General features: G+C 53.0%; 18 protein-coding genes and 1 riboswitch. Of the genes, 11 read left to right on the top strand and 7 right to left on the bottom strand.

The genetic code is table 11. The features are described from left to right. Positions 1 to 6: 6 nt before the first annotated feature. On the bottom strand, positions 7 to 1,872 hold the full coding sequence (locus ABXT62_RS10985; RefSeq protein WP_415355332.1) for a TonB-dependent receptor plug domain-containing protein: 1,866 nt from the start codon (positions 1,870 to 1,872) through the stop codon (positions 7 to 9). Between the two features lie 105 nt (positions 1,873 to 1,977). Further along, positions 1,978 to 2,124: riboswitch (cobalamin riboswitch) on the bottom strand. A 170-nt stretch (positions 2,125 to 2,294) separates the two neighbouring features. Between ABXT62_RS10985 and ABXT62_RS10980 the strand changes: the two genes are divergently transcribed. The 6 genes from ABXT62_RS10980 (at position 2,295) to ABXT62_RS10955 (ending at position 8,075) form a co-directional block, all read left to right on the top strand. Further along, entirely contained in the window at positions 2,295 to 2,825 is a 531-nt protein-coding gene (locus tag ABXT62_RS10980) for a DUF501 domain-containing protein (RefSeq protein WP_415355331.1), read from the top strand. Between the two features lie 248 nt (positions 2,826 to 3,073). Continuing rightward, positions 3,074 to 4,147, top strand: a complete 1,074-nt coding sequence (locus ABXT62_RS10975; protein WP_415355330.1) for a 3-deoxy-7-phosphoheptulonate synthase — start codon at positions 3,074 to 3,076, stop codon at positions 4,145 to 4,147. A 35-nt stretch (positions 4,148 to 4,182) separates the two neighbouring features. Next, complete coding sequence (locus ABXT62_RS10970; protein ID WP_415355329.1) at positions 4,183 to 5,019, top strand: TIGR03619 family F420-dependent LLM class oxidoreductase; 837 nt, start codon at positions 4,183 to 4,185, stop codon at positions 5,017 to 5,019. 470 nt (positions 5,020 to 5,489) lie between these two features. Next, on the top strand, positions 5,490 to 6,008 hold the full coding sequence (locus ABXT62_RS10965) for a VPLPA-CTERM sorting domain-containing protein (protein ID WP_415355328.1): 519 nt from the start codon (positions 5,490 to 5,492) through the stop codon (positions 6,006 to 6,008). Positions 6,009 to 6,416: 408 nt separating this feature from the next. Next, positions 6,417 to 7,334: a histone deacetylase family protein gene (locus ABXT62_RS10960; RefSeq protein ID WP_415355327.1), complete on the top strand. Its 918-nt coding sequence runs from the start codon at positions 6,417 to 6,419 to the stop codon at positions 7,332 to 7,334. Positions 7,335 to 7,529: 195 nt separating this feature from the next. Beyond that, a complete protein-coding gene (locus ABXT62_RS10955; RefSeq protein ID WP_415355326.1) occupies positions 7,530 to 8,075 on the top strand; it encodes a PadR family transcriptional regulator in 546 nt (181 codons plus the stop codon). 83 nt (positions 8,076 to 8,158) lie between these two features. Here ABXT62_RS10955 and msrA read toward each other — a convergent pair whose 3' ends face one another. Further along, positions 8,159 to 8,734 (bottom strand): peptide-methionine (S)-S-oxide reductase MsrA, encoded by a 576-nt coding sequence (msrA, locus tag ABXT62_RS10950; protein ID WP_415355325.1) that lies wholly within the window; start codon positions 8,732 to 8,734, stop codon positions 8,159 to 8,161. Between the two features lie 307 nt (positions 8,735 to 9,041). On the opposite strand from msrA, the gene ABXT62_RS10945 reads away from it, so the two are divergent. Together ABXT62_RS10945 and ABXT62_RS10940 are read left to right on the top strand one after the other, a co-directional pair. Then, positions 9,042 to 10,742 carry an AAA family ATPase gene (locus ABXT62_RS10945; protein WP_415355324.1) on the top strand — a complete coding sequence of 567 codons (1,701 nt, stop codon included), beginning with the start codon at positions 9,042 to 9,044 and terminating at the stop codon, positions 10,740 to 10,742. Between the two features lie 40 nt (positions 10,743 to 10,782). Then, entirely contained in the window at positions 10,783 to 11,661 is an 879-nt protein-coding gene (locus tag ABXT62_RS10940; RefSeq protein WP_415355323.1) for a general secretion pathway protein GspB, read from the top strand. A gap of 18 nt (positions 11,662 to 11,679) precedes the next feature. On the opposite strand, the gene ABXT62_RS10935 is transcribed toward ABXT62_RS10940, so the two are convergent. After that, complete coding sequence (locus ABXT62_RS10935; RefSeq protein ID WP_415355322.1) at positions 11,680 to 13,098, bottom strand: alkaline phosphatase; 1,419 nt, start codon at positions 13,096 to 13,098, stop codon at positions 11,680 to 11,682. Positions 13,099 to 13,391: 293 nt separating this feature from the next. Between ABXT62_RS10935 and ABXT62_RS10930 the strand changes: the two genes are divergently transcribed. From ABXT62_RS10930 to ABXT62_RS10920, 3 genes are all read left to right on the top strand, one after another. Then, the gene (locus ABXT62_RS10930; protein WP_415355321.1) at positions 13,392 to 13,730 is read left to right on the top strand and encodes a P-II family nitrogen regulator; all 339 of its coding nucleotides are present in this window, start codon (positions 13,392 to 13,394) and stop codon (positions 13,728 to 13,730) included. Between the two features lie 44 nt (positions 13,731 to 13,774). Further along, positions 13,775 to 15,049 (top strand): ammonium transporter, encoded by a 1,275-nt coding sequence (locus ABXT62_RS10925; protein WP_415358200.1) that lies wholly within the window; start codon positions 13,775 to 13,777, stop codon positions 15,047 to 15,049. A gap of 63 nt (positions 15,050 to 15,112) precedes the next feature. Continuing rightward, complete coding sequence (locus ABXT62_RS10920) at positions 15,113 to 16,093, top strand: alpha/beta fold hydrolase (RefSeq protein WP_415355320.1); 981 nt, start codon at positions 15,113 to 15,115, stop codon at positions 16,091 to 16,093. A gap of 44 nt (positions 16,094 to 16,137) precedes the next feature. On the opposite strand, the gene ABXT62_RS10915 is transcribed toward ABXT62_RS10920, so the two are convergent. The 4 genes from ABXT62_RS10915 to ABXT62_RS10900 form a co-directional block, all read right to left on the bottom strand. Further along, entirely contained in the window at positions 16,138 to 18,186 is a 2,049-nt protein-coding gene (locus ABXT62_RS10915; protein WP_415355319.1) for a DUF3604 domain-containing protein, read from the bottom strand. A 180-nt stretch (positions 18,187 to 18,366) separates the two neighbouring features. Further along, positions 18,367 to 19,731 carry a class II fumarate hydratase gene (locus ABXT62_RS10910; protein WP_415355318.1) on the bottom strand — a complete coding sequence of 455 codons (1,365 nt, stop codon included), beginning with the start codon at positions 19,729 to 19,731 and terminating at the stop codon, positions 18,367 to 18,369. Between the two features lie 13 nt (positions 19,732 to 19,744). Then, on the bottom strand, positions 19,745 to 22,420 hold the full coding sequence (acnA, locus tag ABXT62_RS10905) for an aconitate hydratase AcnA (RefSeq protein ID WP_415355317.1): 2,676 nt from the start codon (positions 22,418 to 22,420) through the stop codon (positions 19,745 to 19,747). A gap of 136 nt (positions 22,421 to 22,556) precedes the next feature. Next, a complete protein-coding gene (locus tag ABXT62_RS10900) occupies positions 22,557 to 24,077 on the bottom strand; it encodes an acetyl-CoA acetyltransferase (protein ID WP_415355316.1) in 1,521 nt (506 codons plus the stop codon). Positions 24,078 to 24,120 lie beyond the last annotated feature (43 nt).

Here is a 24,120-nt window from a genome sequence, read left to right as displayed (position 1 = left end):
GATCCTTTAGAAAGAATATCTTAGGCCGGCGTAGCCGGCGACCTTGCTGGTATTATAGGTCGGAACCTCTTGATAGTCTTCATCCAGGAGATTTTCGATGCGGCCATAAATCTCCAGTGTCTCGATTAACTGGAAGCTGGCAGTCAAATCGACGACTTCATAGTTATCGAGGTCTTCACCATCGATACCTTTCGCGTCGCGTGCCATGCGGACAAAAAGTCCCAACGCCAGCCTATCGTCTACTCCCTGCCACGTCAGGCCCAAATTGCCTAGCTGCTTGGGACGAAATATCCGGTTGAGGTTATCGTTGCTTTCGGTGTCGTTAAACGTGTAGTTGCTAACGATTGACAGAGTATCCCAAAGGGTTGCTTGAGCGACAAGTTCTACGCCGGTTGACTTTGAGTCACCATTGCTTTGCAGATAACCAGAGAAGTCGATGGGGTCGAAATAAATCTCATCGCTAATAGTCTGGTCAAAATAGACTGCTTCTAGGTAGATGCCTGTCTCAGTTGACCAAGATAATCCCACATCGAAGCCCTTGCTCTTCTCTTCGGCAAGTTCAGTGCCCTGGGCCGGTGGAGAGGCAAAATCGCCAGTATTGTATGCAATTTCATATAAGCTGGGGGCGCGAAAGCCAGTGCCATAGGTCCCTTTAAGTTTTAGCTCACCTTTGGATAAAGGAATAAGATAAGCGCCGCTCACGCGATAAGAGGTGTGGGTGCCGAAATCTTCATTATCGTCGTAGCGCACACCAGTCGTCACATAGAGACTGTCATTGAATCCGCCCTGGTACTCTAAATAGTACCCTTCTTGATTACGGCTGGTGTCAGTGGTGCCGTCGTCCATGGATTCAGATTCTAAGTCAACACCGTAGACGAGCCTCAGCGCATCCCCGCCCGTAAAAGTGCCAAGATAGCCGCCACGTTCTAGGCCACCCTTGGGCTTGAAGAACGAAATACCATCCGCATAAAAATCTCGCTCCGTATCACTGTTGCTATAGAACAACTCGTGATTAAAACGGCCGACCACGTAGTCACCCTGAACCCGCCATGCCTGTTGTTCATAAGTATCCTTGCACAGGTCGGTGCGTTCAAAAGTGACTGTGTCGAAGCAATTATCGTAGTCATTTTTTGAGTCGACATCGTACAGTGATAGCCCGATACGCAAGTTATCACTGGCGTTCCAGCCAAAACGCCCGTTCATCGTAGTATTTTTGTAACCGTCGCGGTCGCTCAGTTGAGTGTCATCAGAGCGCGCGTTAAAACCATCCGTTTGGAAGTCTGCAGCGGATAGAGTGAAATCCACATCGTCATTCCCCCCGCCAATATTGCCGGCGAATTGCTGCGTCCCATAGCGCCCGCCTTCTGCACTGAGTTCACCGCCGAAGCCTTCGCTGGGTGCGATCGTTGAAACATTGACCACACCGCCGGCGTCGGCGCCATACATTAAACCTTGCGGCCCTCGCAGGATTTCCACTCGCTGCACGCCAGAACTCAGTAATTGCTCTACACGTGGCCCTGTCTGCGGAGATGAGGTGTCAGAGATGTCGATGCCATCAAGCAGTATTAGAGTGCGAAAGCCCTCTTCTCCGCGAATCCTCATGGAGCTGGCCCCACCTGGGCCGCCTGCATTACTGACGGCTACACCCGTCTGGGTGCGCAGTATCTCGTAAAGCGAGTTAAATCCCATTTGGGAAATTTCGTCTTGGGTGATGACGGATATCGAGGTGCCGACTTCGCGTAGAGGCATCTCGACACGCGAAGAGGTGATGACCATTTCTTCTAGCTTGTCTTGAGGCGGAGAGCTTTGCGCAGTGGCTAAGAAAGAGGTGCAACCCGCAGCGGCGGCAATAAAAAGCGATAACTTATTCAAAGGTAACCCTCGGGTGACGTAATATAATTAACGATCAAACGAGGGAAATCGGAAACACAATGCAAGCATTGAGCAACCAAGTACAAAGCCCTCCGCTTCATCGTTGCGCGTTGCGCGTTGCTAGGCAGGTATCGGGCTGACAGTCGATGACTGTCTACCGTTGCGGGGGCAGCGGTGGACTCGGCAATAGCCGTCCCACACTTCCCATTTAACCCACCCAGCGAAGAAGAAATCGCGGTGAGCACCTAACAATTGCGCCGACTGTAGAGTGAAGAACACGCCGTGTCAATGCCGGTGGAACCTAATTGCATCCCATTCTAATGACATCTATCGGGTGGATTTGGTCCTTAAAAAGCTTGTTAGTGCCAAAGTCGCTGGCTTTGCGTAAACTGAGCGGCCACCCCGAAAAATAGTATCAGCGCATGACAATTACTCCTGACATAGTGAATCAGGTCGCCGTTCTGCTCGGCAGGGCACCTCGTGGGCTGGAAGATGTCGCCGTGACAGGACCGGCTGGAGAGCCTGTGGTTATTCGAGTTGCGTCCCTTGTTGAGGATAAGCCATTTCCAACATTATTTTGGCTGGTAGATCCTGCGTTATGTTATCGCATCGACCAATTGGAGGCTGGGGGATTAATCAAACAATTTCAACAACGTGTTGATCTGAACGCTAACCTGCAACGCAGCATGCGTGATGATCATGAGGCGTATATTGCACTGCGTGACTCGTACCTGCGTCCGGACATTCGGCAGCGGTTGGAAGCGCTTGGTTTTAGTGAGGCACTTGTGAATAAGGGTGTAGGAGGAATCGGAGACTTTACGCGTATACGCTGTTTGCATACGTGGTACGGGGCCCATTTAGTTGAGCCCAATACAGTCGGCTGCATGCTCGACGACTTGTGGCGCCTGCAAGCGAAATCGCTGCTCGCAGAGGTGCCGGTGATTGCGAGTTGACCTGCAGTATCCGTGCGCGCTAAAAAAGAAGGCGCCTAGCGGGTATAGTCGCAAGACGTTCCGTTAAGGTTATCTGTTCGCAGCAGTTGTTTGCAGTGATTGGGCGTGTTGTCAGCAGGCATCATTTGAGCCTTTACAGCTTAGATGTTGTACCAGATCGCGCTTATTCTGTTGTGTGGCTGTGCTATATTACCCCCCCCCATAGAGCGTGGGGTTTATCAAGCAATGACAACAAAATGGAATAACGCATGACGGCCACAACCGACGACCTTCGCATCCAGCACATCACTGAACTGATATCTCCGGAACAACTGGTGAAGGATATCGGCGTGAGCGAGCACGGGGGGCTGACAGTCGCTCAGGCCCGCCAAACGATTCATCGTATTCTTAACGATGAAGATGATCGACTGCTGGTGATTGTTGGTCCCTGTTCAATACATGACCCCGAAGCCGCCTTGGAATATGCCGCGTTGCTGCGCCGCGCCGCCGAGGAGTTGACCGAAGACTTATTTATTGTCATGCGAGTCTATTTTGAGAAGCCCCGTACCACCGTGGGATGGAAGGGACTGATTAATGATCCTGATCTGAATAACAGTTTCGACATTAATAAGGGTTTGCATCTAGCCCGGAAGTTGCTGTCGGACTTGGCAGATATGGGTTTGCCGTCTGGCACTGAATATCTTGATTTAATCAGCCCGCAGTACTCTGCGGATCTCGTGTCTTGGGGCGCTATCGGTGCGCGCACCACCGAAAGTCAAACGCATCGCGAACTGACGTCTGGCTTATCCTGCCCTGTGGGTTTTAAAAATGCCACAGATGGGGACATTCAGGTGGCAGTAGATGCCATACGGTCCGCGTCTCAGCCGCATCATTTTTTATCGGTCACCAAGCAGGGTCATTCTGCAATATTTGAAACCACGGGGAATGAGGACTGTCATATTATTCTGCGCGGAGGCAAGCATCCCAATTACGATATGTTTTCGGTGCAAGATGCAGAGGCGATGCTGACCAAAGCGGGCCTACCTGCGCTGATTATGATTGACGCCAGTCATGCGAACAGCCGTAAGATCCCTGCGCGTCAAATCGATGTCACCCGGGATATTGCCACCCAGGTGGGTCGCGGTAATCGGAGTATTTTTGGGCTAATGCTAGAGAGTAATCTGGTGGAAGGCCGTCAAGATGTGGTCGAGGGTGAGCCATTGACGTTTGGACAAAGTATTACTGATCCCTGCATGAGCTGGGATGACACCCTGCCACTGTTGCAGGAGCTGGCCGCAGCTGTCCGTCTGCGCCGTTCTGTCGATAAAATTGTAAAAAACTAAGCGAGGTAAAGCGCATGCATTTAGGATTCAGTTCAATGAACACGGCGGACGACCCCGCTCCTCATATATTGGCAAAAACCTTGGAAGAGGCTGGGTTCGAGTCGTTGTGGTATGGCGAACACAGCCACATTCCCGTTTCTCGGTTGACGCCGTATCCACCCGGCGGTGAAATGCCTGACCCTTATAAAAACATGATGGACCCTTACGTCTCACTGATGGCCGCGGCCTCAGCCACCACCCGTCTTAAGTTGGGTACCGGCATCGCGCTGCTGATGGAGAGAGAGCTGTTTTCCCAGACAAAAACGATTGCCACGCTGGACAGGTTGTCTAATGGCCGAATGATTATCGGGTGCGGTGTGGGCTGGAATAAAGAGGAGTTTGAGAATACAACCAGCTTGCCGTTCGGTCGTCGCTATCTTGGATTAAAGGAAACGGTGCTCGCGCAGCGCGCATTGCTGACCGATGCGGAGCCTGAGTTTCACGGCAAGTTGATCAACTTTGATCCGGTGTGGTTTGACCCCAAGGCAACACGTCCAGGCGGGCCACCGGTTATTTTTGGCGCAATGGGCCCACTGGGAATAAAGCATGCGGCCGAGTGGGCGGATGGCTGGATGCCAGTAGATGTGGCGATGCAGGATATTGAGCAGGATATTAAGGCGTTTCGTCAAAATGTGCAGGGCAATGGTCGTAACCCCGATAGCGTTGAAATCACGCTAGTGGTGATGGCGCCGGTGACCGCCGACCTTCTAAAGTCGTACAGAGATATGGGCGTCGATCGCTGTAATATCGGTGTGGGTATGGAGAATTGGGGCAAGCCGGAAATTGTTATGCCCATGATTGAGAAATTCTCCAAAATTATCCCCCAGCTTTGAAGTTAATAGTGCTGCGATTTTGTTGTGTATCTTTCAATTTAATCTTGTAATGATAAGCAAATAATTGGGCATTCCGGATGGAGGCCCAAAACTACTGACCTACCACCTTGTTGACTAACAGACTCCTAGCAGAATCGCTTGGCCGGGGTCTACCCCGACCTTTTTATATCCCCCTTAAACTTCATAGATTGAGCAAGGCAAATACTGGTGGCGAATAGCTGCGCGCAATGCTACTTGGTTCTGATAACGAACCTGCTTAATTAAAGCGAGGCGACTGTCTTTTAGCAACTGGCTATAAATCGCTGTATACAGTTATACTAGCTAAGAATAGACAAAAAATGTTAAATCTACATTTCGGTTTCAGTGCCAAGCGTGAGTGGTAAGTTAGACGAAGAGCCAATTCGACATGGGTTTAATTAACGCGCTATGTATGACCCATTGGCGAATACGATAAATTTGGAAAGAATGTCATGAAGAACGTAATCTGCGCAGTTTTTTTCTTGGTCGCGCCGCTGTCTGCTCATGCTGCGTTCATACTTGACCTCGGCTATGTGCCGGGATCAGTTGCGGATACGCGCAGCACGCTCTCTCTTCGCGCTTACGATGATTTTTACACCTTTTCAGTGGTGTCAGATGTTGACGATGCGAAAATCAAATTTGCCCTAGAGCCTTCGAGTGCGGGTTTCTTTCAGGCGGGAGGTTTCAGAATTGAACTATTTGAGGGTGTTTCGAACCCCGTCGGCGTTTCAATTGCTTCTGCAGAGAGCCGCGGTGATCAACCGAGCTTATTTTTGTTAGCAGACTTAAGTGGTGATACCAACTACGCGCTTCGCACTGCTTTTAACTATAACGGTGCGAATGAAGTTACAGCTGCTGCCACCACGAGCGTAACTGTGGTGCCAGTTCCTGCAGCAGCATGGCTTTTCGGCTCAGGTTTAATTGGCTTAATTAGTTTAGCCCGACGAAAAAAACATAGAATTGTTTCGTAGGGTGCATTTGCACGTTGATTGGGGCGAGCGAAATAAAGCGCACGATGCGCGCATTAGCAACGTTAAGTACAGCATTAATTTGGACAGCTTTAACGGGATGTCATTCTGATCACTCTGAGTCTGTCGATCTTTGCCAACCACACTAGGGTTTGACGCCCATTTGCGGTTTTCAATCACCAGAAGATTTAGCGCTAATTCCTGATAAAAGTGGCCTGTTAGTCAGTGAGTTTGGGTAGATGGGTGACGAGGACGGGCGGTTATCGATGCTTTCTGTGAGCGACAGTGAGCGCACGGTGTTATACGCATCAGACATGCCCTGTGACTCGACTGCACCGTTGACAGACCGCTTCGAAGTGGTGTTGGATTGGCGCACACGAGACTTGCAACGAGCACTAAGCGAAGCGTTATATGACACCGATTTTACTCACTCACCCTGATTGCCTTATTCATGAAATGCCTCGCCACCCCGAACGACCGGATAGGCTTAGAGCTGTTTTAGCAACGCTGCGTGAGCGTGGTTTAACAAGTGAAATGAATCAAGGGCTCGCTAGCGAGATTAGCCTAGATCTGATTGAGCAGGTGCATCCTCGCCGCTACATCGACGACGTCCTATCCTCTGAACCCCTTGAAGGCGTGGCCAAATTCGAAGCCGACACCTATATGAATCCTGGTAGTAGTCGAGCGGCAAGACTTAGCGCTGGCGCTGTAGCGGAGGCAACATCGAGAGTGCTAGCCGGCGAGAGCAATCGCGCCTTCTGCGCTATAAGACCCCCAGGTCACCATGCAGAGATCGCAGCCGCTTTTGGCTTTTGCCTGTTTAACAATGTTGCTATCGGCGCGTCAGTCGCATTACAGGACCCATCTGTGAAGCGTGTGGCGATCTTAGATTTCGATGTGCATCACTGCAACGGCACTGTTGATATCTTTAAAGATGATCCAAGAGTCATGGTCTGTAGTAGCTTTCAAGAAGATTTTTATCCGCACCGTTTTCTCGACTACGAAAATCAACATATCATCAATACGCCACTAGCAGCGGGCACATCCGGTGGTCAATATAGGTCGCTGATAGAGTCGACGTGGCTACGGCCAATAGAGGCGCATAAACCGGATCTCATCTTTATATCTGCTGGCTTCGATGCTCACCGAGAGGACCCCCTTGCAGAAATACAACTCATCGAAGACGACTATCGTTGGATAACCGAAATGATAGTCTGTCTTGCTGAGACCCACTCAAAAGGTCGAATTGTCTCTACGTTAGAGGGAGGCTATGACCTGCAAGCATTGGGTGATTCGGCCGCAGCCCATGTCGCAGCCCTTGTTAACTGAACACAAGAGTGGCTCAACGGTAGGGTGAATAAAGAGGGTTTTTACCTTCTGAGTTGTGCAGCCTACCCGTCAAGTTGAGATGGCTTCGGTGTGGATTCATGCTAAACTTCTGTTGACGCAAGAAGTGGCTGGCAGACTTTGCATAATGCCTGTAGCAGTTACGACAATAAAAACAGCGGTACAGGAGTTGAACGCATGGCGCTTGCACACGCAATAATGACGGCTCTGATCGACGACGATCTTTCGGGTATTGAGTTGGCCAAGGATTTCGAAGCCTCACTCGGCTTTTTCTGGCATGCATCACATCAACAAATTTATCAAGAACTGCACAAGCTTGCTGATAAGGCTTGGCTGAATAAACGGGAAGTACAACAAAGTGGTAAGCCCAATAAAATTGTCTATGGCATTACTAAGGCCGGGCGGGACGCCCTGGCTGAGTGGGTGTACGGCGTAACCAAAACACAATCAGCCAAGGATGAGCTGGTGATCAAGTTGTACAATCTTAGTGCTGAAAACGCGGTACATTTGGCGACGGAGATTGGCGATCGCAGGCAGGAAATGATGCGTATGTTGTATGTCTACGAGAAAATTCGCGTGCGATATTATAGTGATCCGGAGTCCCTGCCAACTCGCAGTAAAGGCGTATACTTGGCGCTGGCGCGTGGACTTGGGCATGGTCAACAGTTTATGGCATGGTGTGACGAGGCCATTGCCTTAATAGCCGGCACCGAAGGCAGTTAGTTTCCACCGCGTGTGGGATGTCTCTGAAGCCTTTGCTGCGCGCTCTGATTAGGCAGCTCCGCTGCTTCCAGCCTGGCTTGTGGTCAGTCTTCTGCTCCCCATAGCTGTTCTAGTCTTTGGTCTCGTCCGCAGTTCCAACGGTAGTACTTGTAGCGCACGGGATTTTTCAAATAGTAATCCTGATGGTACTCCTCCACCGGCCAAAACTGCCCTCGATCCCTGATTTCGGTGTAGACAGTCTGCCCACTGAAACGTGCAGCGACCTTCGCTTTTGATTGCTCTGCGAGGACTTTCTCTGACTCGCTGCCTGGAAAAATAGCGCTTCGATAACTGGGGCCCTTGTCGCAAAATTGGCCCTGATTGTCGAACGGGTCAACATTTTTCCAAAATACGTCTAACAGTTCGGCGTAATCAACGATGGCTGGATCATAGGTGACCTCAACAGCTTCAAAGTGACCCTGATGGTTTCCAGAGTAAGTAGGGTTGGGCAGCGTGCCACCGGTAAAACCAGAGACAACGCCCGTGACGCCTGCCTGCTTTTCGTAGTCGGCTTCCATGCACCAGAAACAACCGCCCGCAAAAATGGCTGTGGCTGAATCTGCCATAACCGGAGAGGTCAGGGCGAATAGAACGATGAGGAGCATGTTTTTACAGCGCATTGTAGTGTGTCCTTGGGGTCATTGACGCGATCTTATAGACAGCCATCTGTAATGAAAGTTCGTTGTTGCTGAGGTAGTCCCAACAAGTCTTTTGCTCTGAATACTGGCTTACTGGCTCAAAATAAAGCGTGATTAGCCCTCTTCTGGCCGCCGTGACCCGTCCCTGTATCGAAAAGCGACGAAGTATTTGATCTCAGGACAGCCCGCTGCTGGGTCTGGCTCATTCTCACACCCAACATAGCATTGATAGCAGCGCTTGGGCATAATACCAGAAGATAAAACGCTTGGGTTTACTGGTTCCGACTGAATGTATTATCAATATTTTGGGCTGACTGAAGCGCCATTCTCCATAGCGGTTAATCCCCGCTATCTGTTTATGAGCGCCCGCCACAGGGATGCATTGGCGCATCTGCTCTATGGGGTGGGTGCGGGCGGTGGCTTTATTCTGCTGACGGGTGAGGTGGGCACGGGCAAGACCACAATAAACCGCTGCGTACTGGAGCAATTGCCTCAGGACACAGACATCGCCATTATTCTGAATCCCGCTCTCAATGCCATCGAGTTATTGGCCAGTGCCTGTGATGAACTGCGTATTGAATACGATCATGACAAACACACACTGAAAACGTTGACTGATAATCTTCAGCGCTTTTTGCTCGAAAATCACGCCAGAGGGCGTAAGACGGTATTGTTAATTGATGAGGCACAGCATCTCGATTTTGATGTGCTTGAACAGATCAGGCTACTGACAAACCTCGAAACCAATAGTGAAAAACTGTTGCAGATTATTCTGATCGGCCAACCTGAGCTGGCCCAGATGTTGGCGCGACCGGAGCTGCGGCAGTTAAATCAGCGCATCACCGCGCGTTACAATTTGGGGCCACTGAATCTCGATGAGACGGGTGCGTACATCCAGCATCGGTTGCAGGTGGCCGGGATGATCCCGGGACGGGTGATCTTTGCGCCCTCTATCGTGCGCAGTATTTACAAGGCTTCAGGGGGAATTCCTCGGGTGATCAATGTCTTGTGTGATCGCATGCTACTGGGCGCCTATGGGCGCAACGAATCCAGCGTGAATCATGCCATGTTGAGATTAGCGATGCAGGAGGTCTTGGGCGATGAGACTGTCGTCACGCCGTTGTGGCGATGGCTGGGAATGGCTGTGGTGTTGCTGCTGGCCATTTGGACAGTGGGTTGGCTACTGGGCAAATACACGGGGGGCGCCGCAATATTGGCGCCATCGTGGATGGATGTGCAGCTAGAGCCTGACGCGATTGAATTATCCGAGGAGGATCCTATAGCGGACGCTCTCGTCACATCAGAGGCAGAGCTTTTACCTGATACGTCATTGGATGCACCGGCGGCGCCAGACGCATTAAACGCGATCAATGCGATGCAAGCCCCTAGTGTCGCTATGGCAGAGCTGTGGGCGCTTTACTCTGTTGAGCCAGCGCCCGACGAGGTTTGCATGAGCGCAGCGCAAACGGGTTTGGCCTGTCTCGAGGGAGAAGTCTGGACTTGGGATGAATTGAACGTTTTTAATAGTCCCCTGTTACTGGAGATGATCACGCCGCAGCGATTTTCGGCCGAGGTGTTGTTGCTAGGCATGAATGAGCCAATGGCCTGGGTGCTGGTGGAGGACGCTGTCGTGTCGGTACCTTTGGCGGAACTAGCACCCTATTGGACCGGGCGCTACCGCCTTTTATGGCACCCACCGGTAGGGTTTGAGAAGTCTCTTGTGCTGGGAGATAACAGCGCTGTGGTCGCACTAGTGGCACAGCTTTTCGCTCGCTTAGATGGGCAACCGACCCCTTTGACGGGCCGGCGTTTTAATAGAGCGCTGGAGCAGCGGGTGCGCCTATTTCAGCAGCAAAATGCGCTGGTAGATGACGGTGTCGCAGGCGTGCAAACACTGCTTAAGCTGAATGAACAGCTAGCAATTGATGTGACTGCAGCGCAGGCCAGAGAGCAACTGCAGGCCGCGGCAGGAAATGGGTCAAACCAATGACTGTAGATGTTTCGCTGGTGATGGATATAGGAGCGTATCCGTGTCGCTGATTCTTGATGCGTTGAACCGCTCCCGCCAAGATAAAGATTCGGTGCCCAATCTGGCAACGCATCATACTTTTGACAAAATGGCATCACGCAAGCGGCAGTTCCTACCTTGGGTGGCGTTCTCCGTGGCAGTGGTGATCATTGGCTGGCTTGTGATAGGGCGATTATTCGCGACTCCCGTGTCTGATATTGAAGTTGGCGCACCTGCTGAGCAGGTGTCGAAAAATATCACCACTGCGGGTGAGTCCAATTCTGCTGAGGTTAAAGAGGACGCCGCAGATGAAGAACAGCTGGTTCAACCCGTGGTGGAGAGCCAGGTACAGGACGCACTGGAGCCAGTGGAGCCAGTGGCGGTAGCGCTTGCTGTGGATAGCCTTGAACCGGATACTGCGTCGGTTGCGATAGAGACAACAACGCCGATTTCGCCTCCAGTGGCGGAAAATCCCGCAGTGGCGCAGCTCTATCAGAATCGTAATGTGATAGACGATGCGCCGGCCCAACAGCGAACGTCATCCGCCGCATTGGACCTATACGCAGACTCCGGTAATGAAGAGCCTATCGATATAGCGAGGGTGTTACAGTCTGCTCGTGAGGAGATGAAGGATGCGACCCTTGACGAGCATCCAGTGCCTTTGCTATCCGCTCTGTCTCAGCAAGTCAAAGACGATATTCCTACGCTATATTATCAGCGCCACGACTATTCAAATAATACGTCCATCTCGACGGTAGTCATGAATAGCAAAACTCTAAAAGTCGGTGGGAATCCGGTGAATGGCGTCAAGATTGAGGAAATTCTTCCTGATTCAATAGTGCTAAGCTATCAGGGCACACAGTTCCGATTGCGTGCTCTGAACAGCTGGGTGAACTTATAACACTGACTGCTGCCCGTCTCAGAGCCCCAGGTAGTCGCGGACAATCTCAAAAATCTGTGGTTGTTGCACAAATGGCCCTACTAAGTCTAACCCTTCACTATTACTAAAAAGGGGTACCGATGCGCCTGTGTGCTCCTCCATCATGAAGTTGCTCGTCGCATAGTTTATTGACATATGGCTCCCTTCGGGCGTCATCACTCGGGCTATCATGCCCGGCGTGGAGGTTGGGATGGGAAAGGCATCAAATAGACTGACGTAAGGAATCAGCTGCGCTGCTTGTGAATGATCTGCGGTCACCAGTATTAATGTCCGTGGATGGGTCTCTGCAAAAGCCAAAGCGCTGCTCAAGGCTTCTTCCAGCTGCTGCACTTCGCCGATTGAGCCACAGGGCTTGCGTTCATGCGACTGCTTGTCAATAGAGGCAGATTCGACCATTAAAAAGAACCCGGCATCGTTGTTGTGGCTCAAGTGACTCAGGGCGGCCTCTGTCATTTGTTGTAAATCGGGCACTGCAGCAAACGCCGGGTTGGGTTCACAACTCATGGGTTCGGGTTGTGTCACGCTCCCCAAATAGGGGTGTATATGATTGAGCCAGCTGCGTTTGGGTTCTTCTGCTGCACGGCCATTTTCGCCTTGCCAACGAACAGGTAGCGTGCTCGGCGCAAATAGGCCCAGCAAGCGTTTGTCCGGTGATGCTGCTGCTAGCTCGGCGGCCGTCGTGACAACCTGAAAACCATTATGTTGTGCCAGGCTGTTCACGCTCTCAGTCGTGCCCTCGGCATCGGGTAAAAAATGTTTAGCACCACCACCGAGCATCACATCTAATGAAGAGTCAGCCAGTTGCTCGGCTATAGAGCCTTTGCCCCCGTTTGCTTTGAGATCATCAGAACAGTCGCCCACCGGTATGCCGCTATAGGTGATATCCACCATCGCGTCGGGATTCTCGCACAGGCGCAGGCTAATGTGAGCTGCAAAGGCCGCTGGCGTGGCATCGGTAATGCTTGCAGTGCTGACAATGCCTGTGCGTAAGCCATGGGCTGAGGCTAATTCTACTATGGTGGTGAGGTCTTCATTGCTACCGGGACTCGTGCTGATGCGCCCTCGGCTAGTGATGACGCCGGTTGCCATGCTGGTGGCCGTATTGGCTGAGTCTGCCACATACACGGATTTACCATCAGGCTGATCTTCGGTGGTGAGTATTTGCATTGACGAGCGCACTGGTAGCTGGTCCAGCTGGAGCTGTCCTGCCGCACCCTTGAGGTAGTTACGCGCTATCGTAATTTGTTGCTCGTCCATGCCGTCTCCAATAATGAGGATAACCTGACGAGATTGGGCTGCAGAACTAGAATCGGGCGAGGGAGTGCCATCCTGTGCCATCACAACGGAAGCAGAGAGTGCGAACCCGCAAAGCAGATAGCGCATTTTTTTGTTATTCATAGATGAAACCCCGTCCCTAAAGTCTATAAAGCGCGTATTGATACCATGCAAATCGCGTTGTTGCACGCTTAAATATCAGTTTTAGCACGCGTGGGCTTATTGCGAGATCCGGCGCTTGGCGCTTGCCCGAAAGCGCGTGATTGCTCATTTTTGTTTCTTAGAGCGGTTAACCTTTGCATGACGATGTGGCACGATAGCGCCCCGCATCGTCGGTTGACGACGGATTTCGCTCAATGGTCTGCAGTGGCAATAAGTCGCAGACTAATGGGGTAACTTAAGGGTGAGGAATCAACATGAAAATGATGACTGCAATCATCAAGCCATTCAAGCTTGATGACGTTCGTGATGCACTGCACCAGCTCGGCATCAGTGGCATGACAGTGGAAGAGGTGAAGGGCTACGGACGGCAGAAGGGTCATACTGAACTTTATCGTGGGGCAGAATACGTGGTGGAGTTTCAGCCTAAGATTAAGATACAGATTGGAATCAGCGACGACCGAGTTGATGCAGTGATTGAGGTTGTGTGTAAAGCGGCAAGTACTGGCAAAATCGGTGATGGCAAAATATTCATCACTCCGCTGGAGCAGAGTGTTCGTATCCGCACTGGAGAGACTGGCGAGGAGGCACTCTGATGATGTCGAAAATCGCGAAGAGGCTACAAATAACGACTGTATTAATGGCGGGGCTATTTGCCGCCAGTGGTGCCAGCGCTGATGAGTTCAGCGGAGCCGATACCGCATGGGTACTCACCTCGACTGCCTTGGTATTGTTTATGACCATTCCCGGGTTGTCGCTATTTTATGCGGGCCTGGTGCGGGTAAAAAATGTGTTGTCGGTGATGATGCAATGCTTCGCTCTGACCTGCCTCATGTCAGTGGTATGGTTTGTCGTCGGTTACACCATTGCCTTTGGCAGCGAGGGGGTCGAGCAGGGACCCTACATAGGGGATTTCGGTAACATCTTTTTCAGTGCGATAACAATAGACTCAATGAGCGGGACCATCCCCACTACGTTGTTTGCTGTTTTCCAGATGACATTCGCTATCATTACGCCAGCACTGATTGTAGGAGCCTTTGCGGAGCGTATGCGCTTTTCGGCGATGCTTATCTTCAGCACTATCTGGCTAGTGTTCGTATACTCGCCGGTCTGTCATTGGGTTTGGGGCGGTGGCTGGTTAGGTGCAATGGGACTACAGGACTTTGCCGGCGGCACCGTGGTGCATATTACTGCAGCGGTAGCGGCGCTGGTGGCGGCATTAATGATGGGGCCGCGCAAAGGCTTTGGTACCGTTGCCATGCCGCCACACAATCTCGCAATGACTGTCGCTGGCGCTGGTATGCTCTGGGTCGGTTGGTTTGGTTTTAACGCCGGTTCGGCGTTAGGTGCCAACAATACGGCTGCCATGGCCATGCTGGTGACTCACTTATCTGCCGCCTGCGGCGCGTTGGCATGGATGACGATGGAGTGGGTGCGCCACGGCAAACCATCGGTGCTGGGCATTGTTACCGGTATGGTGGCTGGTCTGGGTACAATTACACCTGCCTCCGGTTCTGTCGGTCCCGCTGCGGCAATCGTCATTGGGCTTAGTGCAGGTGTGGTGTGCTACTTTGCCACCAACTTTATGAGGAATGCGCTGAAAATTGACGACAGCCTCGATGTGTTTCCGGTGCACGGAGTCGGCGGGATGCTTGGGACTTTATTGATTGGCGTGTTCGCCTCAGAGCAGCTCGGGCTTTTCAGTGGTAATGGGTTTTCCGACGGAATTAGTAGCATGGGAGGCCAACTGTGGGTGCAGGCGACCGGCGTGGCGGCGACGTTTATTTATACGGGCGTAATGACGTTTATAATCCTCAAGTTGGTTGACGCTATGGTGGGTTTGCGTATTGATGAGGACGAAGAAAACCAGGGCCTAGATCTGGTGCTGCACGATGAGCGCGGCTACAACCTTTAAACACCTGTCCGTCTTACAGAAGGCCAACGCTGTTGGCCTTTTATATGAGGGGCCATCAGTGTTATGAACTGGCAGCACCACTATGCCACCATCAACGGTATCCATATGCACTATGTGGAGCAGGGGGAGGGCATCCCGGTGGTTTTGTGCCATGGCTTTCCTCACCTGTGGTTTAGCTGGCACCGACAAATTAGCGCGCTGTCCGACGCCGGTTACCGGGTGATTGCCCCCGACATGCGCGGCATGGGTCAGACTGAGGCACCCTCCGAACTCTCTTCTTACGACATTGATCATATCACCGGCGATCTAGTGGGATTGCTTGATCACCTTGGCGTGGAGTGTGCTGTATTCGCTGGTCTAGACTTCGGTGCATTTGCGATTTACGACCTTGCGCTGCGTCACCCCGAACGTGTGCTTGCGGTGATAGGCCTAGAGAATCCTGCCGCGCCGCACAATCCTGATGAGCCACCTCTCACCGAGTATCGGCGCATGGGGCAGGAACATTTTCTGCACATTGAATATTTTCGAGTGCCGCCCCGGGCAGACCAGGAGCTCGCGGCACAGCCACGTCGGTTTTTGCACAAGGTGTTTCACACGCTGAGCGCAGCCGGAAATTACTTTGACGTATTTAAGTATCCGCCGGAAACCTCGTATATCGACGCGATGGCCGAACCGCCGCCGCTACCCTGGCCCTGGTTGTCTGAGATTGAGCTAGAATACTTTGTCAGTGAATACAGCCGCAGCGGTTTTACAGGCGGGCTAAACTGGTACCGCTCTTTTGACCTAAAGTGGCTGCAGCGAAAGCCTTTCGAGGGCATTCAGAGCACAGTGCCTGCCTACTTTTTGGGCAGTGAGCATGACGTGGATTTGGAAGGCTTCCACGGAGATGACCCCATCGGTCTTATGCGCGCTATCTTTCCTGATCTGCGTGCTGTGCGCATGATTGCTGGCGCGGGCCATATGGTGCAACTTGAAGCTTCCAGCGAAGTAAACCAAATCCTGCTCGACTATCTACAGGATATTCAGCAGCGGCAATTGCAGTAGCGACGCTTCTGTGTGGTGTGAGCAAAGACTATGCTGGCGCATCGCTAGGGGCGATACCAGATCGGCGATGTCCAAGCGCGTTCCTGAATCTGCCAGGGCAGTTCGGGATCACTGCAGCTGGGAGGCCGTTGTTCCGGGGCCAAGCTGAGGCAGTCGTAATGGCTCCAGCGGCAACTGGGATTTTCCAACACTCTGGCGTAATAAACAGCGGCCACCTGTGGGTCAAAATTTGGATCTTGCCAGCTGGCACATAACTGGGAAAAACCTCGACCCGATACTGCACAGGTTTGCGGATCTACGCTTGCGTCAGTGTCTTTTGCACCTGCGACGTCATAAACCGCTTGCTGGGTTCTACCTTGGTCGTCGATCCAGCCTTTGATGATCTGAATGCGCTGCAACAGGTTGCCACCGTCGCGGGGATCGCGATTGGCGCTGGCAATAAACACTGGGCTGGACTTTGCGCCTGACGGAGCCGGAGGGATATCTGCTCCCATGGGCACACCTTCGCGGTAGGCTTCAGCCAGATAGTTGTCACTTTGACAGAGGCCGGCATCGATATTCCATCCGGCAAAAAAGCGCGGGGTGATACGAGGGCCACTAGTGCCAAACGTTTCTTTGCGCTGCATTGCAGCGAATAGCGCATCGCGGCTGTTTTCGACCGCATAGATGCCAGCGATACCGCCCGGGTTGTAACGCACGGGAGAGCCCTTTGCGATGTCGCCAGGCACGTTGACCTGACCGAGGAGTCGATTCTGTATCCCTCGATCATTGCCGTGCGAGCCCTGGTAACCGTTTTCCTTAACGCCAGCGGGCGCGCCGATATGGGTATCTGTGGCCGCGATAATACCAAATTTGAAAGGATTGACTCCTAACGCTTGTTCCTCTGAAAGCCCTGCGGTCAAGGCATAACGCACAAAGCTGTAGCGCGAGACACAGCCTTTGAGCATCATGCCCCCGCTGCTAAACTTCTCGCCGCAATCGGGGATGACTTCACTGGGAGGACGTAGTTTTTCGAAATCACACAGTTCGTCGGCAGCGCCGATAACGCTGGCAATGCCGTTGCGACACTCTGAGTCACCCTTTACCTGCATCATTTCTGCCAGCGGCTCCAGTCGCGCTCGCAAAGCCGCCAGTCGTTGTTGTTCCTGTAAGGATAGGTCCTGGTTGGTGTAAGGGAACCACATGCGCCCGCTGCTCCAGTTACTGTTGTGCGGGATCGCCAGAACGTCGCAGCTGCCGTTGCCCTCGATACAGGTCTCATCAAGCCAGCCCCATAGCTGTTCCGGTGTGGGTGCATCCTTAGCGCTCAGAGGTGCCTGAGGCACCGTGCTCGACTTGAAGATAACGTTGCGATGCAGGTTGCTGGCTTGATCGGCCAGTGTGTATTCATAAGCGTGAAAAGTGGTGAATTCGCACTCTTCGCTGTGGTCATGCCACGCTTCGGTGCTGCGCTGGTTTTCGCGCCAGACTTCCACGGCTGTGTCGCGACACAATGAACCGTCCTCGCCGCAAACTCTGGTGGAGCGGTCCTGTCCAAAGATGGCAAAGCTAGCCAGGCGCATGAGAGATTGCATTTTTTCTTCCACCGGCAGGCGCACGTCACCCCGATAGAGACGACAGACCAAACTGCCGTAAGCCGAGTGGTCGGTGGTGTAGCACAAGCGTGTTTCTCCCAGCGCCTCTGCATGGTCGGTGACCGCTGTAAAATCCAGTGGTGTTCCGATGTCTAGCATTGGTGGCTGGTAGTCTGGGGGATCACCGAGCAGGCGCAGCGGGAGAGGTGTGCCGCGAGCGAAACTATAGGCCTCATCGACGGTGGTGGTCACCCCAAATGAAGTGGAATCGTACGATGCGGCGGTATGGACATGCAGGTCGCCGAAAAAGGCTCTTTTTTCCGGATAATAGTGCAGGCAGGGTTGTTGAATCTGGGGGTCGTCATCAAGGGTTTGCACCGACACCTGATCCCAGGTCGATAGAGTATCGGAATCCTGCTGCACCCGCTCGAACTCAAAGCGCAGCCACAGTAGAGAGGCCCCGATGAGCAGAGCCAGTATCAGTGTAGTGGTAATCGCGTATTGTATTGCTTTGTTCACGCAAGTCACATTCAAGTAGTGGATTTGTGAGGGCTATCGTACCTCAACGTATTACGCTGTGGAATATGATGGACTCCTGTTAGAACGCTTGGTCTAGTGTATGTTCAACTACCGTGCAGCTGCTCGACTAACATAAAAAGGCGCGCACCGAATGTTCGTTTTAAACGTGCGCCGGGACTGCTAGATGAGTTTTTTCGGATCGAGCAGGGTGGTCAGTTCCTTGCGAGAAAGCTCGGTCATTTCGACGGCGACGTCAAGCACGGGTCGTCCTTCCTGATACGCGCGTTTGGCAATTTGGGCAGCTTTGCTATAGCCCACCAATCCATTTAGTGCCGTGACCAATATCGGATTTCTAGCCAGATTGGCCGTGATCGTATCGTGATTCACGACAAAGTCTGCAAAGCACTTGTCCGCCAGTGCCGTGCAACTGTTGGCCATTAAGTTAATACTCTGCAATAAGTTGCAAGCTATCACTGGTAGCATCACATTGAGCTGAAAGTTACCCGACTGGCCGGCTATCGTGATCGTGCTGTCGTTGCCGATGACTTGTGCTGATGCCATAGCCACTGCCTCCGGTATGACGGGATTAACCTTGCCAGGCATGATGCTGCTGCCCGGTTGCAGGGGCTTGAGGCTGATTTCACCCAGTCCGCATAAGGGGCCGCTGTTCATCCATCGCAAGTCGTTGGCAATCTTCATGAGAGCGACTGCCAGTGCCTTGAGCTGGCCTGAAAGCGCTACTGCCACATCTTGACTCGCAAGGGCCGCAAAAAAATTGTCTGCAGGCTCGAAGGCCTGTCCGCTTGATGCGTTGAGATGAAAACAAAAACGTGCGGCGAATTGGGGGTCGGCATTGACGCCCGTACCCACTGCCGTGCCGCCCTGTGCCAACTGGCGCAGCTGTGAGCGACAATCGTTGATCCGCTGTCCTGCTTGTAGCAGCTGTGTGCGCCAGCCTGACAGTTCCTGCGCCAGACTTAATGGCATGGCGTCCATCAGGTGCGTGCGTCCCGTTTTTATGCTGTCTGCCAGCGACTCCTCGCGTAAGGCAATGACATCGGTAAGATGGTGCAGTGCTGGCATCAACAAGTTGGCGAGTGCTAGTTCGGCGCTGACGTGAATTGCCGTGGGAATGACATCGTTGCTACTTTGACTGCAGTTGACGTGGTCGTTGGGATGCACGGCTTGCCCCAGTTGTTGACTGGCGAGACTGGCAATGACCTCGTTGGCATTCATGTTAGTGCTGGTGCCGGAACCTGTCTGGAATATGTCGATGGGAAACTGATCTTGATACTGTCCTTGTGCGACGGCGGTGGCGGCATCGGCAATGCTGGTAGCCAGAGTGGCGTCCAGTAACCCCAGTTCGACATTGGCGCGGGCGGCGGCGGCTTTGATGAGGCCGAGTGCACAAATCAAATGTGCTGGCATGGTGGTGCCGCTAATGTGGAAATTATCGACGGCCCTTTGAGTCTGCGCACCGTAAAGTGCTGCAGCAGGCACCTGTATCTCGCCCATGCTGTCTTTCTCGGTGCGCATGTTACCCATGGCGTTACTCCTATCAGGGCTGATTGGCAATCCGGTTTAGCACATAGGTCAGCACACCACCGGCGCGGTAGTATTCTACTTCCACCGCAGTGTCGAGTCGGGACTGCAGCTGTATTTCGCGACGCTCCCCAGACGGGTAGTGAATGACGGCTGGCAATAGCTGTTGCGGCGTTAGCTCGCCCTCAAGGTCGAGAATGTCGAAGCACTCATCGCCTTGCAATGCTAACGTTTTGCGTGTGTCCCCAGGCATAAACTGTAGCGGAAGGACACCCATGCCGACCAGATTGGAGCGGTGTATGCGCTCGAAGCTTTCTACGATAACAGCCTTAACGCCGAGGAGTAGAGTCCCCTTTGCCGCCCAGTCGCGACTGGATCCGGTGCCGTATTCGCTTCCCGCGACAACCACTGTGCTGATGCCTCGAGACTGGTAGTCCATAGCCGCATCGTAAATGAACATCGGTTCGGTAGCGCCATTGAGGCGGGTGTAGCCCCCTTCCAGCGATGGTGTCATTTCATTGCGGATACGGATATTTCCAAAGGTGCCGCGCATCATCACTTGGTGGTTGCCGCGCCGTGAACCGTAGGAGTTGAAGTCGGTTTCGTTGACACCGTGCGTACGCAGGTATTGCGCTGCAGGACTGTCTAGTGGAATCGCCCCAGCCGGCGATATGTGGTCAGTGGTGACGGAGTCACCCAGCATCGCCAGCATGGGCGCAGCCAGGATATTGTGTTGGTTACCTTGATACTGTTCTTCAAAGAAGGGCGGGAGCTGAATATAGGTGGAATCTTCTGAGAACGCGTAGGTGGCGCCGTCGCTAGTCTTTATCGACTGCCATGTTTGATCACCGTCGAACACGGCACCGTACTCCTTTTTGAACATGTCGGTATGCACGGTCTGTACCAGATCTGCGATCTCGGCATTACTGGGCCAGATGTCTCGCAGATACACCGGATTACCCTCTGTGTCATCTCCCAGTGGTTCCTGGCTCAGATCGATACGGGTGGTACCGGCCAGGGCATAGGCCACTACAAGCGGTGGAGACGCAAGCCAGTTGGCTTTCACCAGTGGATGAATACGCCCTTCAAAGTTGCGGTTGCCCGAGAGTACTGAGCAAGCTACCAAGTCATTGGCCGCGATAGTCTCTTCCACTGCGTCCGGTAGTGGCCCCGAGTTGCCGATGCAGGTGGTGCAGCCATAGCCCACCAGATTGAAACCTAGCGCATCTAATGAGCTCTGTAGTCCGGCCTTCTTCAGGTAGTCTGTGACCACTTTTGATCCAGGTGCCAGTGAAGACTTTACCCAAGGCTTGCGCTGCAAACCGAGTGCGAGAGCCTTTTGTGCCACTAGTCCAGCGCCAATCATCACCGCTGGATTGGAGGTATTGGTACACGAGGTAATGGCAGCAATGACGACATCACCGTGGTGCATTGACTCTGTGGTGTCGGCGAGCGGGAACGCCGTTTCTAGCTGGTCGGATTTACCATCCAGTTCAATGAACTGATCGACCGCTTCACGTAAATCGCGCACCGTGACGCGGTCCTGCGGGCGTCTAGGGCCGGCGAGATTCGGTTCGACCGTGGACATATCCAGCTGCAGTGTGGCGGCGAAATTGGGTGTGATGTAGTTGTGGTCACGCCACATGCCCTGTGCTTTGCAGTAAGCCTCCACCAGAGAGACAGTGTCTTCATCACGCCCTGTGAGTCGCAGATAGGTGAGTGTCTGGGCATCAACCGGAAAGAAGCCACAGGTGGCCCCATACTCCGGCGACATATTAGCAATAGTGGCGCGATCAGACAGCGGTAGGTGGTCAAGTCCGCTACCGTAAAATTCTACAAACTTGCCCACCACACCCTGTGCTCTGAGCATTTGTACTACCTGCAACACCAGATCGGTTGCGGTAATGCCTTCGCGCATCTGGCCAGTAAGCTCAAAACCGACAACGTCCGGTATCAGCATTGAGATCGGTTGTCCCAGCATGGCCGCTTCAGCTTCGATGCCGCCAACGCCCCAGCCGAGAACACCTAGGCCATTAATCATAGTGGTGTGGCTGTCTGTGCCTACCAGTGTGTCGGGACAAGCGAGGGGTGTGCTATCTGTGGGTTGGTGCCGCACAACCTGTGCAAGGTATTCCAGATTAACCTGATGACAGATGCCGGTGCCCGGCGGTACTACTCTGAAATCGTCGAACGCACCCTGACCCCATTTCAGGAATTCATAGCGTTCGTGGTTGCGCTGCATTTCTATAGCCACGTTCTGTTCGAAGGCATTTTTACTGCCAAACTTGTCAATGCTCACTGAGTGATCGATGACGAGGTCGACGGGCGATAACGGATTAATTCTTTCTGGGTCGATACCCCGTTTGACTAGGGCGTCGCGCATGGCCGCCAGATCCACCACGGCCGGCACGCCGGTAAAATCTTGCATCAGCACGCGCGTGGGGTGGTAGGCGATTTCTTGATCGGAGCCGCCTCCTGCGCTACCTGCTAGCGTCTCGATATCCTCGCGCGTGCAGCTCATGCCATCCTCGTGGCGCAACAAGTTTTCGAGAAGAATTTTACTGCACACCGGGAGGCGGGCCACGGTACTGTGCGTCGCCAGCGCCCCACCATTGACAGCGAAGTACTGGTAGATTTTACCGTTAACGTCCAGCGTTGAAAGGGTGTCGAAAGAGTTTAAAGATAAAGTCACAGTGAGATACCTATTTAGACGTTCGATTTGTCAGTATAAAGGATAACGATGCTTGGTGCTGCTTCAGCTTTAGTTATAGGCATATACCGCAACATTGTCTGTCGAAGCATAGTGACCCTTGTCCTAGGGCGTACTCTTACAGTTCGAAGACACTAATCCCGTCCTCGACGCGCACATTGCCGCTGTGCCCGATCGGGTCCTGTGCCATCAGCTGATTCAGTGTGTCGACATCGGTGCCAGTGTTGGCAACAATTCGTTGCCCCGCTTGATTACGCCCGATGACAATCCCTCGTTTGGGTCCTTCCCGGCCAAAGCTCACAGTGTAGGTCTCTATGGTGGCAGTACCGGCAGGGTCGGAGGCCACTGACAGTCGTGGAGATTCATCGATACGTTGTTGTAGCGCGTGGCTGTCTATGTCTTGCCAGGCTTCAGTGGGAGGTTCTGTCGAGTATATGCCCAGCGAGTGTTTCGTGAGGTACATGCCATTGGCGGTGACCAGTCCATGCCCGCCACCGGTGTCGCGCAGAGACGTGATCATCTGTGCAATTGCATGCAGAGAGTAGTTGTTGCCGGGCCCGCCGAAGAAGGGCAAGCCGCCAGTGACAGTGACCCCGCGGTTGTCGAGCGGCGACAACCCAATTTCGTTGCAGGCGACCTCTACCGCACTGGGGAAACAGCTGTAGATATCGAAGTTTGAAATTTCATCCAAAGCGATGCCTGCGCGCGCTGATACAGACTCCCATGCCGCCTTGATGGCCGGGGAACTGTGGAGGTTAGGTCGCTCGCTGACATACCAGATATCGTTAACGTCAGTACCGCCGCGCAAGTAGACCCAGGCGCTTGGGTCGATGCCCATCTGGCGTGCCTTGCGGGCGGTAGTCATGATTACCGCGGCAGCCATGTCAACTTCCAGAATGGGATTCATGGCGCGCGTGTAGGGGTATCCGATATAACGATTCTTTTGCACGACAGTGCTGATCTCTTCAGCACTCTGGAATTGCTGTTTCCAAGCATGAGGGTTACCGGCAGCCACCAGGCTCATGCGGCTGCAGATCTCGGCGATGTGAGCCGTGTGATGTTCCTGGCTGGTGCCAAGGTGATGTCTCAGACTATTCTCAAACAGGGGGTACGTATTAATCGGTTCATAGAGCCCATGCGCCAACTCTATCGCGTTGTGTCCCTCTCGTTCTTGCCCCACCGTTGTGGGCTGGGCCTCTGTCTCTCCGCTCCAAGCCGAAATGTCTCCTCCAGAGCGCAGCGCCGAAAACAGCGTCGCCAGCAGTTCTGCGCCAGCGAGCAAGACGACGTCGTGTTCGCCGCGCGCCAGTTTCCCGGCGAAATGATTGATGAGGTATTGTGGCGTGTTGCCGCCGATCGTACCCTGAAAAATTTTTGCATCAGTAATGCCTAGGCGATGGCTTAACTGTCTGCCGGGATTGCGAGGGAACAGTGCGCCGGTGCCGGGGGTCGTGTCGGCGATAAATCTAATCATGGCGACCGTGTCGATGGCGGACGTTATGCCACTGTGCCCCGCGTCATCAATAGCGGCTGTCGCAGCTGCGCAAAGTGCGTCTAGGGGTGTTCTGCTTACATCCGTTGAATGCCAAGTCTTTTGTCCAGTGCCTATGATGACGGGCGCGTTGTCTGGAATATGCATAATGTTTGTTTTGTATCCAATAAGGGGTTTCTTTGTCGCCACA

The sequence above is a fragment of the Halioglobus sp. Uisw_031 genome (assembly GCF_047729875.1).
In the GTDB taxonomy this organism is placed as follows: domain Bacteria; phylum Pseudomonadota; class Gammaproteobacteria; order Pseudomonadales; family Halieaceae; genus Marimicrobium.
Note: the sequence above shows the minus strand (reverse complement) of the source record. Positions and strands in the feature narration are given on the sequence as shown.